Source organism: Vibrio sp. L85 (assembly GCF_963871815.1).
GTDB lineage: Bacteria > Pseudomonadota > Gammaproteobacteria > Enterobacterales > Vibrionaceae > Vibrio > Vibrio harveyi.
The window spans coordinates 279,180-292,014 of sequence record NZ_CAWMYL010000244.1 but is presented as its reverse complement, the minus strand read 5'-3'; the positions used below and the strand labels follow the sequence as shown (position 1 = coordinate 292,014).

Genomic DNA, 12,835 nt, shown 5'->3' with positions numbered 1-12,835 from the left:
ACGATAATTAAGGACAACAACATGAAACTGAAAACTTTGACGCTTGCCATGACCGCTGCTTTGGGTGTTGCTGCAACGGTAAATGCGGCTGATGAAACCAAAATTCGCTTCGATGGTTTCCCTGATTTTGATAGCAGCTTGAAAGTGTTGCTACCGGATTTCGAGAAGGAAACTGGCATTAAAGTGGATTACCTAATGAATAACCACGGTGACCACCATACCAAGCTGACAACCAACTTGGCGACGGGTTCTGGCGCAGGTGATGTGATTGTTGTTGATGTAGAAAAAATCGGTCCATTTGTGGCGTCTGGCGGCTTAGTTAATCTGTCTGAAAACTATGGTGCAGACAAATACGCAGAAAACTTTGCGCCTTATGCATGGGCACAAGGTAAAGGTGCAGATGGCGATGTGTATGGTATGCCAGTCGATTTAGGTCCGGGTGTGATGTACTACCGCACTGACATTTTTGAAAAAGCGGGCATTGATATCAATGAAGCGATCAAAGATTGGGACTCTTATATTGCTGCGGGTGAAAAGCTGAAGCAACAAAACGTACAACTGATCGCGTCTGCTGCGGATGTGGCACAAGCGATTATCTTTACCACAGTGCCAGAAGGTGAAGGTCTATACTTCGATAAAGATGGCAACCCAGTCGTGACCTCTGAGCGTTTTGTGCACGCGTTTGAAGTGGCGAAAGAGATTCGTGATAAAGGCTTAGATGGTCGTATTCTTGCGTGGTCAAACGAATGGTACGAAGGCTTCCGTAACGGCACATTTGCTACTCAGCTTTCGGGGGCTTGGCTACTTGGTCACCTAAACAACTGGATTGCTCCTGAGACTGCAGGTAGCTGGGGTGTATCTAACCTTCCTGATGGTATTTACGGTAGTTGGGGTGGCTCATTCCTATCGATTCCAACCCAATCTAAGCATCAAGACGAAGCGTGGAAGCTGATCGAATACATGACAACTCGTCGCGATATTCAGCTTAAACACTTCGAAACTATCGCAGCATTCCCTGCAAACACAACAACTTACGACGACCCTATGTTTGAAGAGAAAGTCGAGTTCCTTGGTGGGCAGCAAGCGCGCTTATTGTTTGCTGAGGTGGCACAAAACATCAAGCCAGTGGCACCAGCAAAAGGCGACCACGTTGCTCGCTCTATCATCCTAGAAAACGCACTGATGGAAGTGCTGGATGAAGGCAAAGACATTGAAACGGCATTGAAAGAAGCGGAACGCATGATTAAGCGCCGCACCCGTAATTTGTAAGCATTTCGCCATTTGGTAAGCAAGGAGGGCGAATCGCCCTCCTGAGTAGAGGTCGTTACTATGAATCATGCAGCGAGCAAGGTTATGGAAACATCACAACGTGAGAGCATTTTTTCTCGTCTAAGTTTGAAAGCGCTTACACCGTATGGATTCCTATTGCCGTTTTTGATTATTTTTTCTGTTTTCGGGATCTTCCCGTTACTGTTTTCAATTTTTCTTTCTTTCCATGAGTGGAACCCAGTCGAAGGTTTGGGTGCGATGGATTACGTCGGGCTAGGGAACTACCACATTGCTCTGACTGACCCGTGGCTGTGGCGCTCATTGAAGAACACCCTTTGGCTAGCCATTACGTCTGGTGTGGCGCAGCACTTAGTTGCTCTGCCTGTGGCGTACATTCTGGTGTCTTTGGGTGACCGTTTCCGTCATTGGTTGACGTCGGCTTATTTCCTGCCGTTCATTACGTCAACGGTGGCTGCGTCACTTATCTTCTTCAACATGTACTCGCCAAACTCAGGGATCATCAACCAAAGCTTAATGGCATTGGCAGACAGCACACTATTTGGTTGGGCATTCTCTTGGGTGAACGACTTCCAGCCAATCCGTTGGTTAGATGACGCAACCATGGTGAAGCCTTCTATCGCCATTATGGTGTTCTGGAAATACACCGGTTTTAACATCGTGCTATACACCACTGGTTTGATGACGATTCCTAAAGACATCCTAGAAGCGGCTCGTATGGATGGTGCAAACGCATGGCGTCGATTCTGGAGCATTTCACTACCAATGATTCGTCCATTCATCTTCTTTGCGGTCACCATGACCATCATCGGTAACTTGCAGTTGTTCGAAGAACCCTTCGTTCTAACGCGTGGTACGGGTGGTACAGGTCAGTCTGGTTTAACTATCTCAATGTACCTCTACAAAGTGGGCTGGGAATGGCTAGAGATGGGTACAGCGTCAGCGATTTCGTGGCTGCTCTTTACCTTGATTGCAGGCTGTACAGCGGTTCAATTCTTCTTCTTCGGTAAGAAAGGTCTAGGGGAGCAATAAGATGAGTACTAACACTTTACCTGCGGCGCAGCGTTGGCGTCCAAGCGATCGCAGTATCGAGATCTTCACCAAAATACTGATGGTGATGCTCGGCTCAATCCTGATTGTTTCTGCCATCATGACCGTATTTCCGTTCATTTGGTCGGCGCTGCTATCAACCCGTGACCGTACCGAAATCTTTGGCACTGGGATTAGCTTTGCGATTGGCGACAGCTTAGCGGTCAACTACGCAAAACTATTGGAAATCATGCCGTTTTGGCAGGCGATGTTTAACTCTATCTACATCGCATTCCTAGGCACCACAATTTCACTGCTGTTTTGTAGCATGGGCGGCTATGCGTTTGCGGTGTACAAGTTCAAGGGCAAAAACGTGCTATTTGGTATGTTGGTTGGCTCAATGATGATTCCGCCAGTATTGAGCTTGATCCCTTACTTCATGATCGTGAAGTTTCTCGGCTTACTCGATAACCACTTAGCGGTTTGGCTACCGTTCACAACGACACCATTTGGCATCTTTTTGATGCGCCAGCACGTGGTGGCTTCGATTCCAAAAGAGCTGTTAGAAGCGGCGAAGCTCGATGGTGCGGGTGAATTTAGAACTTACTGGAGTGTGGTATTGCCACTGATGAAACCGGCGCTTGCAACTTTGGCTATCGTGCAGTTTGTCTTCTTCTGGAACATGTTCATGCAACCACTCGTGGTACTTACAACGCCAGAAAACTACGTGATTACGCAGGCACTGCGAAGCGTGCAGGGCATTCCGAATACGCCGTGGGGAGCGGTGATGCTCGGAACAACCATCTCCATTTTACCGTTAGTGATTACTTACTTATTTGCCTCTAAACAGATGATCAGCGGCTTGACCTCTGGTGCCGTCAAGGGCTAAGCGAAACAAAAGGTTTTATAACAATGAATAAATTCCAATTACCACAAGATTCAAAATTACGTAGCCCAGAGTTCCTATTTGGTGTCGCAACCTCTTCTTATCAGATTGAAGGCGGTGCCCAGTTAGGTGGTCGTACGCCTTCGATTTGGGACACGTTTTGTAATAAGCCAGGTGCAGTCGACAACGCAGATAACGGTGACGTGGCATGTGATCACTATCATTTGTGGAAGCAAGACATCGAGATGATTCAAGGCTTAGGGGTTGGCGCATATCGTTTATCCATGGCATGGCCGCGCATCATTCCAGAAGATGGCAAAGTGAATGAAGAAGGTTTGAAGTTCTATGAGCAAATCATCGATGAGTGTCACGCACGTGGTTTGAAAGTTTTCGTCACGCTTTACCACTGGGATCTTCCGCAATACCTAGAAGACAAAGGTGGTTGGCTAAATCGAGAAACGGCTTACAAGTTTGCAGAGTATGCGGATGTAGTTAGTGCTTACTTTGGCGATAAGATTGATTCTTACGCGACACTGAACGAACCATTCTGTTCAGCCTACCTAGGTTACCGTTGGGGTGAACATGCTCCAGGTCTTAAGGGTGAACGCGAAGGTTTCTTATCAGCACACCACCTAATGCTGGGTCATGGTCTTGCGATTCCACACATGCGTAAGAATGCACCAAATGCGATGCACGGTTGTGTGTTCAATGCGACGCCTGCTTACCCATACAGCGAGGCAGATATCGGAGCGGCAGAGTACAGTGATGCGGAAGGTTACCATTGGTTTATGGACCCTGTATTGAAGGGTGAATACCCTCAGTTGGTCTTAGATCGCCAATCGCACAATCTACCGATGATTCTGGAAGGTGACCTCGACATCATCCAAACCGATTTGGACTTTATCGGGATTAACTTCTATACCCGTTGTGTGGTGCGTTACAACGAACATGGTGATATTGAAACCGTTCCTCAACCAGAACAAGAGCACACGTTCATTGGCTGGGAAATTCACCCTCAGGCATTGACGGACTTACTACTGCGTCTGAATGACCGTTATCCAAACTTGCCGCCACTTTACATCACTGAAAACGGCGCAGCTGGCGATGACCATTGCATTGCTGGCGAAGTGAATGATGAGCAACGTGTGCGTTACTTCCAACTGCATCTAGAAGCGTTGGATGCTGCGATTAAAGCAGGTGTGAATGTGAATGGTTACTTCGCTTGGAGCTTAATGGATAACTTCGAGTGGGCTTACGGGTACAAGCAGCGCTTCGGCATTGTCCACGTGGATTACCAAACACAAAAACGCACCTTAAAAGCGAGCGCAATTGCTTACCGTAACATGCTGCTAGATCGAGCAGAGGAGAACCAGTAATGGCAAAAGTCGAATTCAAAAACATCAAAAAATCCTACGATGATGTTGAGGTAGTGAAACACTTCGACTTCACGGTGCAAGATGGAGAGTTTGTGGTTTTCCTTGGTCCATCGGGCTGTGGTAAATCGACCACGCTACGTATGCTTGCTGGGCTGGAAAGCATAACGGGTGGTGAGATTTACGTTGGCGATAAGCTGATGAATAAAATCGATGCGAAAGATCGTGACCTTGCGATGGTGTTTCAAAGCTATGCGCTGTACCCACATATGACGGTATACGAGAACATCGCTTTTGCACTGAAACTGAAAGGCATGCCAAAAGACCAAATCGATGTTGAAGTGCGTAAAGCGGCAAAAATGCTTGAGTTGGACGTACTGTTAGATCGCAAACCAAAAGAGCTGTCTGGTGGTCAACGCCAACGTGTTGCGATGGGGCGTGCCATGGTTCGCACGCCTAAGGTGTTTTTGTTTGATGAGCCATTATCGAACCTAGATGCCAAGTTGCGTGGTGTAATGCGTGAAGAGATCAAACAGCTTCATCGTGAGCTAAAAACCACCACGATTTACGTAACCCACGATCAAATTGAAGCGATGACACTGGCAGACCGTATCGTGATCTTGAAAGATGGCTATGTGGCTCAAGTTGGCACACCAACGGAAGTGTTCCAACGCCCGGCCAACAAGTTTGTGGCGCAATTCATTGGCAACCCATCCATGAACATGTTGGATGCCAAGCTGATTGGTGAAGACGGTAACTGGGAAGTGGAATTGGGTGATGTTCGTATTCCTCTACCAGAGCGTTTCAAAGCACACGCATCGAAGAACTTAGCACTGCACTTTGGTGTACGTCCTACGGACATTCATCTACGTGCTGAGCAAGTGGATCATGACCGCGTGCTGCCATTCCCTGTCAAAATTAAAGACAAGGAGCTACTAGGTGCAAGTATTCTACTGAAAACGGAAATTGCTGGTCAGCCATTAATGGTTGAAACACAAGCTGCGGAAGTGGATGTGGATAGTTTAACTCTCTACTTGGATTTAGATGCGATTCATCTGTTTGATGCACTGAGTGAAAACTCGCTAGCGACATTCTAAACCCTCGATATGAAAGCCAGTGCGCGCTTGCGTACTGGCAAATTATCTAGCTCTCATTTCCCATATCCAAACGTTGTCGCGTTCCCCGGCGCAACTTATATTTTTGTTATTAGCTTGCTGGGAAAATTCCTACAATGAAAAAGAAAAAAAGAGCAGCATCTATTTACGATGTGGCTAAGTTGGCTGGGGTATCACCGAGCACCGTTTCACGTTTCCTCAACCGTACAACTTTTGTCTCGGACGATAAAAGCCAAAACATAGAGAAAGCGATCAAGTCACTGGGCTATAAGCCGAACTATCAAATGGGACAAGGCACTAATACGCGTTCCATGACGATTGGCGTTCTTATCCAACATCCAGAAAGTCCGCACACCAGTCGTATCCTTAACGATATGGAAAAGGTTCTGAATGCTCAGGGGTATTCGTTGGTGATTGCGACGGGACATTGGCAGCGTTCATTGGAATCGCATGCTTTGGAGTATTTGGCGAAGAGTAATGTCGATGGCGTCATCATTGTAACGGGCAGTTTGACGGAAGCGCAGATACTGGAATATGCAGAGCGAATTCCGGTTGTTGCGGTTGGATACAATGTCATTGGCGATAAGGTTCGATCCATAAATATAGATAATGTATTGGGTGGATATATGGCGACACTGCATTTGATGCAGCAAGGTCACGTGAATATCGCGCATATTAAAGGGCTTTTGAATCAACCAGACGCCGTTGCTCGCTTTGTTGGCTACAAGAACGCACTGCAAGAGGCTGGCATTAAAGTGCTACCAAAATTGGTTAAGCAAGGCGACTTCAGCAGTGAGTCCGGTTACGCGAAAACCGTTGAGTTGATCGAATCTAAAGTGCATTTCTCCGCGTTGTTTGCTGCCAATGACCAAACGGCTTATGGAGCAATAAAAGCTCTGCATGACCATGGTTTTCGTGTACCAGAAGATGTATCCGTGATCGGTTTTGATGATTTGCCGACCTCACAGTATTTTACGCCAGCATTAACCACGTTGCGTCAGCCGATTGAAGAAGTCGGAGCGCTCAGTGCAGAGTCCATTCTTAATTTATTGAGTGGTGAGAGACACGAGGTGCGTTTGCCACCTATTGAGTTGATTGTTCGTCAATCTACCGCTTCAAAGTTTCGTCAGTCAAGCTAAGGCAATCCGTCGAATGCATTAGAAAATATTTTCCGAAACTCGACGAAATTTTGTTGTATTTGTGACCAAACTCCGTCTAGAATTCGCGCCTGCATTTTGGTGGTTAAGTGTTCAATTGCCGAAATGTCCAAATTCTAATAAATCTAATTTTTTGAACTGCCTCACAGTTTTCTGTGGGGCAGTTTTTAGTTGTAGGAAAGGTCTCAATTCATGCCTAAAAGCCAGAATATCAACCAGCGTATGTCTATCGTGGCATTGGCTTGGCCGATACTTGTCGAAATATTGCTACGGACGGCTTTAGGAACCAGTGATGTATTCATGCTGAGTGGTTACTCGGATAAAGCCGTCTCTGCGGTTGGGGTTATCACGCAGCTCACGTTCTTCCTGATCATCGTATCCACCTTTGTGAGTAGTGGCACGGGCATCTTGATCGCGCAATACAACGGTGCAGGGCGTGAGAAAGACTCCGTTGATGTTGGCGTTGCCAGCGTAGCTTTGTCCGTTATTGTTGGTGCATTTTTGAGTGTGCTTGCTGTGATCGGTGCGGTGTTCTTCTTACCTTACTACGGGTTAGAGGCGCAGGTTGAGCAATACGCAAGAGAATACTTGCTGATCAGCGGTGCGATGACGTTCAACGTGACGATTGGTATCGTCTTCACCACAATTCTGCGCAGCCATGGTTACTCACGCTCACCAATGGTGGTGAACCTTATCTCTGGTGTATTCAATATCATTGGTAACTACATTGCTTTGTACCAGCCTTTTGGTTTGCCTGTGTATGGCGTTGAAGGCGTTGCGGTGGCGACTGTCGTCAGCCAAGTGATCGGTACTTTGCTATTAGGCGTGATTTTGAAACGCAGCAGTATTGAATTGCCAATGTCTAAGCTCAAACAAGTTCCGAAAGAGGTCTACAAAAAGATCTTAAAAATCGGTGGCATGAACGCGGGCGAAGTACTGTCTTACAACATGGCGCAAATCTGCATCGTGTACTTTGTGGTGCAAATGGGTACCTCTTCGCTAGCGGCATTTACCTATGCGCAAAACATCGCACGTTTCTCTTTCGCGTTTGCGCTCGCGATTGGTCAGGCAGCGCAAATCCAGACAGGGTACTACATAGGCAAAGGTTGGGTGACCAGCATTTTGAAACGCGTGCAGATCTACTTTTTGATTGGCTTTGCGGCGTCAACAGCAGCGACGTGTTTGATCTACCTATTCCATGAAGAGATTCTGAGCGTGTTTACCGATCAGCCAGAAATCTTGGCATTGGCGGGCGCATTGGTCATGGGGTCAATCGTGCTAGAAGCAGGACGCGTGTTTAACCTGATCTTCATTTCGGCACTCAAGGGGGCGGGCGACATCAAGTTCCCCGTACAGATGGGTATTCTGAGCATGTGGGGATTAGGTGTGGTGTTTTCTTACATCTTCGGCATTCACATGGGTTATGGCGTGATTGGTGCTTGGGTGGCAATTGCTCTAGATGAATGGGTGCGCGGTATCATTATGGCAAGACGCTGGCGCTCTCAAGTGTGGACGAAGTTTAAAGTCAGTTAACTTCCGTTCATAAAAACCAGAGATTCCAGACATCTCGTTCCTCGATTCTGGAATGACAATGTTTAGTTATGGTGATTGGAAACCTTGTTCTATAACGCGTCATTCCCGATAGCGACGGAGGAGCGCAGTCGGGAATCTCTTACTTGCTCTAAACGTAAAAAAGGCGCTGTAACTCAGCGCCTTTTTGCTATCTGCTTTTCACGTAGATTCACTTTAAAACTCACACTCTGCTTGGAAACACATACGCTCCTTGCTGTACGGATGATCCAACTCTAACATCTCCGCATGCAAATGCAGACGGTTGGCTTTCTCGCCATATAAGCCGTCGCCAACCATCGCCATGTTCAAGCCCATGTGGTGGGCACTGTGTACACGCAATTGGTGGGTACGCCCCGTTTTCGGGTACATGTACACCTTGCTGCGTCCGTCTTTTATTTCAATCAGTTGCCAGTAAGTTTCGGCAGGTTTACCGTGCTCAAAGCACACAAGTTGACGTGGACGGTCATCTGGATCGCCACGCATCGGAAGCGAGATTTCACCTTCAGGCTCAGTTAATACACCTTCAAGCAGTGCCATATAACGCTTTTGTACGCCGCGTGTAATGAACTGCTTTTGCAAGCTCTTGTTCGCGCGTTTGGTTAAAGCAAACACCAAAATCCCCGAAGTCGCCATATCTAAGCGATGAATCACAAATGGTCCTTCGACATCTGGGAACATTGTTTGAAGACGTGTGTACGCCGAATCCTTGATGGTTTTACCCGGAACAGAAAGCAGACCCGATGGCTTGTTGACGATCACCATGGCTTCATCTTGGAACAGTATTTCTAACTCTTTATCTTCTGCCCAATTTTCTGCCAATGGGTTTGGCTCCACATCCAAGCCTTGCAACATGTGCCCCAAAATCGGCTGACACTTGCTGTTGCAAGATGGGTAAAACTTTTTGTGTTGGCGCACTTCCGATTTCGGCGATACGCCCCACCAAAACTCAGCTAATGCTAGTGGTTGGTAGCCATGCTTGTATGCGAACTGAAGCAGTTTCGGAGCGGCACATTCACCAGAACCGGCTGGTGGTACTGGATTGGTAGTAGGAGCAAAAATGTCCACCAAGTCGCGCTCTGCGTTGCGGTTGTCCAAGAAGCGGTATTGCTTATGCAGTTTGTGTTGTAGAGCATTAGACAAATCTTTGCGCTGCTCTTTGAGCCCTGCCAGTGTTTGTTCTAGCTCGGCTAAGCGTGCTTCTTTGATTGCCAGCCTTTCGTTCCAAGCTTGTTTGAGGTACTTGAGCACATTCTTCTCAGCAACGCTTTGCTTACCCAAATCATCCAGTAGCGCTTTTAGATCTTCTGGATTTAAGGTTTGCTCGCCTTGCGTACGTTGCTGTTTTCGTTCTGCACGACCGGTAATCATCACTTGGCGCTGGGCATTCTCTTTTTGTTGATACGCTTCGCGGTCGGCTTTGATTTCTGCTTTCAGTTGTGCCAGTTCTGGATTAGCAGCAAAGGCTTTGTATTCCGCATTTGCCGCGTTAATAGCATCCGTCTCGCCACGAAAGAAACCTTCTTCCGTCAACATGTCGAATACGGGTGGAACAAAACCAGGGAGCAAGTTTTGATCGGCAATCTTGCCAGAGAACGCACTGAAGTAGCCAATCTCACCTTGTGGATTACGCACTAGCAAAACACCGAACATCTTACCGCGTCCACTTTGCTCACCCTCAAGACCAAAATCGTGCACAAAGTCAGTTTGTGTCATGAGGTGCTGCTGTAATTGCTCGGCAGCCAATACACACAATGGGTGAGGGGTGTAGTAGAACGGAAACGTAAACTGCGCTGGCAAGTTATAGCCAGAAATGTCTGCAGAAAATCGAGTAAAGCATTGTTCAGGCGAGTGCATGAGAGTGAGTCCGCGCGAAATAAAAATCGAGCACGGATTGTACCTGTTTTGGCTGTGATTGCTATTCGAAGGCGCTCCTGGGCTGACGGTATCGGCTTGCTATGACTCCTTATCTCAATGATTTTCATTGCTTAGAACGCAGAAACTAGGATTGTGTTTGAAATGATTAATTTGAGTGATGTACTGTTTTGATTGATTCTGGAAGCATTTGACCAAACGCTTCTAGTGCGTTTTGAGATGCTTTACGTGATGCGATGTTCGCAGGGTTTGCTTGAAGGTCTGCAATGATTTGGTTTGCTTTTGCTTCCCATTCAGCCGGTAGATCACCGTTTACGCGGCGTTTGAATTCAGCTGCCAGCTCAGGGTACGCTGCTTCATAAGCTGCAAATTTCTCGTCCCACGCTGCTTCCTTAGCTGCGCCTGCTTCTTTCGCTGACCATTCTGCGTAGACTTCCTGCGGAATTTCAAAAGGACCGTGCTCCCAACCTAGTTCTTTACGTGTCGCTGCAATTTCTTCAGCACCTAGTGGTGCACCGTGACAGTCGTGTGAACCAGATTTGTTTGGTGAACCAAAACCGATGATAGTTTTAGTACAGATAAGTGTAGGGCGTGGATCTGCTTTTGCCGCTTCGATTGCTGCGTTGATCGCTTCAGAGTCGTGACCATCTACAGCAGGGATTACGTGCCAGCCGTAAGATTCAAAACGCTTAGGCGTGTCGTCAGAGAACCAACCTTCAACGTGACCATCGATAGAGATGCCGTTGTCATCCCAGAATGCGATCAGTTTGCCAAGACCTAACGTACCAGCAAGAGAACAAGCCTCGTGCGAGATACCTTCCATCAGACAGCCGTCGCCCATAAACACGTAAGTGAAGTGGTCAACGATGTCGTGGCCTTCTTTGTTGAACTGAGCCGCTAGTGCTTTCTCAGCCATCGCCATACCAACAGCGTTAGTGATGCCTTGACCTAGAGGACCCGTTGTAGTCTCGATACCAGGTGCGTAGCCGTACTCTGGGTGACCAGGAGTCTTAGAGTGAAGCTGACGGAAGTTCTTAAGATCGTCGATAGATAGCTCGTAGCCTGCAAGGTGCAGTAGAGAATAGATAAGCATAGAGCCGTGACCGTTAGACAGTACGAAACGGTCACGGTCAGCCCACTCTGGGTTTGATGGGTTGTGGTTTAGGTGAGAGCGCCAAAGAACTTCAGCGATGTCAGCCATACCCATAGGTGCGCCTGGGTGGCCAGAGTTAGCTTGTTGAACACCGTCCATGCTTAGTGCACGGATTGCATTTGCAAGGTATTTACGATCCATAGTAGTTACTTCTCGATATTTGATTTAAATAGAGGGAACTCGTCGGAACAAGTTCAAATAGAATTTTTTGAATAAAGCGTTGATGCTAAAAGCGAGTAGGCTGGCTACTCGCTTTTGGTAAGCAATTAAAGCTTAGCTGCGATCATGTCTTCTAGTTTGCCTTGGTCAACCGCGAAGTTACGGATACCTTCAGCTACTTTCTCAACAGCCATTGCGTCTAGGTTGTGCTCCCATAGGAACTCAGCGTGAGACATTGGAGCTGGACGCTCTTTAGAACCTTTAGAATCAACTAGCTTCTCTACAACTTCGCCTTCAGCAGCTTCTAGCTCAGCAAGAAGAGCAGGAGCGATAGTTAGACGGTCACAGCCAGCAAGTTCTAGGATCTCGCCGATGTTACGGAAGCTTGCGCCCATAACAACTGTGTTGTAACCGTAGTCTTTGTAGTAGTTGTAGATGTCTGTTACTGAGATTACACCTGGATCTTCTGAAGCTTCGAAGTCACGACCTTCTTTCGCTTTGTACCAGTCCATGATGCGACCAACGAATGGCGAGATTAGGAATACACCTGCTTCAGCACATGCACGAGCTTGTGCGAAAGAGAATAGAAGCGTTAGGTTACAGTTGATGCCTTCTTTTTCAAGGATCTCTGCAGCGCGAATACCTTCCCAAGTAGAAGCCAGTTTGATTAGGATACGGTCGTTAGTGATGCCTGCGTCGTTGTACATTTTTACAAGTTGACGCGCTTTAGCAACACTGCCTTCTGTGTCGTAAGAAAGACGAGCATCTACTTCTGTAGAGATACGACCAGGAATAGTTTTTAGGATCTCTTTACCGATGTTTACTGCAAGCATGTCACAAGTGTCTTGTACTTGTTGTGCTTTGTCGTTGCTTTGTGCTTTTGCGTATTCGATAGAAGCGTCGATTAGAGGTGCGTACTCTTCGATTTGAGCCGCTTTTAGGATAAGAGATGGGTTCGTTGTCGCATCTTCAGGTTGGTACTTTTTGATTGCGTCAATTTCACCAGTGTCCGCTACTACAGTTGTTAGTTTACGAAGTTGCTCTAACTTGTTGCTCATAATCGATCATCCTATATAAATGGGCTTAAGTGTGGTTTTGAGTACCACAGCTTGTGCATTTGCAAGCGTGTCGGCTAATCGTCTCATCATAATTAACGAGACATCTGCTCAGCCAACTACGGAAAATTTCGGTACCGAACATTTGCTTTGAACATTTGATCGGTAGCTGAGTAA

General features: G+C 47.1%; 9 protein-coding genes and 1 pseudogene. 7 read left to right on the top strand and 3 right to left on the bottom strand.

The annotated features are described in order from the left end of the window. The first annotated feature begins 21 nt into the window (after positions 1-21). The 7 genes from AACR11_RS25540 (at position 22) to AACR11_RS25510 (ending at position 8,380) form a co-directional block, all read left to right on the top strand. Entirely contained in the window at positions 22-1,269 is a 1,248-nt protein-coding gene (locus AACR11_RS25540; RefSeq protein WP_005448993.1) for an ABC transporter substrate-binding protein, read from the top strand. A 60-nt stretch (positions 1,270-1,329) separates the two neighbouring features. Then, positions 1,330-2,319 carry a carbohydrate ABC transporter permease gene (locus AACR11_RS25535; RefSeq protein ID WP_029790559.1) on the top strand — a complete coding sequence of 330 codons (990 nt, stop codon included), beginning with the start codon at positions 1,330-1,332 and terminating at the stop codon, positions 2,317-2,319. 1 nt (position 2,320) lies between these two features. Further along, a complete protein-coding gene (locus AACR11_RS25530) occupies positions 2,321-3,205 on the top strand; it encodes a carbohydrate ABC transporter permease (RefSeq protein ID WP_005448996.1) in 885 nt (294 codons plus the stop codon). A gap of 23 nt (positions 3,206-3,228) precedes the next feature. Beyond that, positions 3,229-4,578 carry a GH1 family beta-glucosidase gene (locus tag AACR11_RS25525; protein ID WP_009696616.1) on the top strand — a complete coding sequence of 450 codons (1,350 nt, stop codon included), beginning with the start codon at positions 3,229-3,231 and terminating at the stop codon, positions 4,576-4,578. Continuing rightward, entirely contained in the window at positions 4,578-5,672 is a 1,095-nt protein-coding gene (locus AACR11_RS25520) for an ABC transporter ATP-binding protein (RefSeq protein ID WP_079325240.1), read from the top strand. The genes AACR11_RS25525 and AACR11_RS25520 overlap by 1 nt, the downstream gene beginning before the upstream one ends. 134 nt (positions 5,673-5,806) lie before the next feature. After that, positions 5,807-6,829: a LacI family DNA-binding transcriptional regulator gene (locus AACR11_RS25515; RefSeq protein WP_009696617.1), complete on the top strand. Its 1,023-nt coding sequence runs from the start codon at positions 5,807-5,809 to the stop codon at positions 6,827-6,829. A 210-nt stretch (positions 6,830-7,039) separates the two neighbouring features. Further along, on the top strand, positions 7,040-8,380 hold the full coding sequence (locus AACR11_RS25510; RefSeq protein ID WP_029790562.1) for an MATE family efflux transporter: 1,341 nt from the start codon (positions 7,040-7,042) through the stop codon (positions 8,378-8,380). Positions 8,381-8,593: 213 nt separating this feature from the next. Here AACR11_RS25510 and AACR11_RS25505 read toward each other — a convergent pair whose 3' ends face one another. From AACR11_RS25505 to tal, 3 genes and pseudogenes are all read right to left on the bottom strand, one after another. Beyond that, positions 8,594-10,273: an RluA family pseudouridine synthase gene (locus tag AACR11_RS25505; RefSeq protein ID WP_029790563.1), complete on the bottom strand. Its 1,680-nt coding sequence runs from the start codon at positions 10,271-10,273 to the stop codon at positions 8,594-8,596. 196 nt (positions 10,274-10,469) lie between these two features. Next, positions 10,470-11,585 (bottom strand): annotated as a pseudogene (locus AACR11_RS25500) (thiamine pyrophosphate-dependent enzyme); the annotation flags it as partial. Positions 11,586-11,710: 125 nt separating this feature from the next. Next, complete coding sequence (tal, locus tag AACR11_RS25495; RefSeq protein ID WP_005425862.1) at positions 11,711-12,661, bottom strand: transaldolase; 951 nt, start codon at positions 12,659-12,661, stop codon at positions 11,711-11,713. Positions 12,662-12,835: the final 174 nt, after the last annotated feature.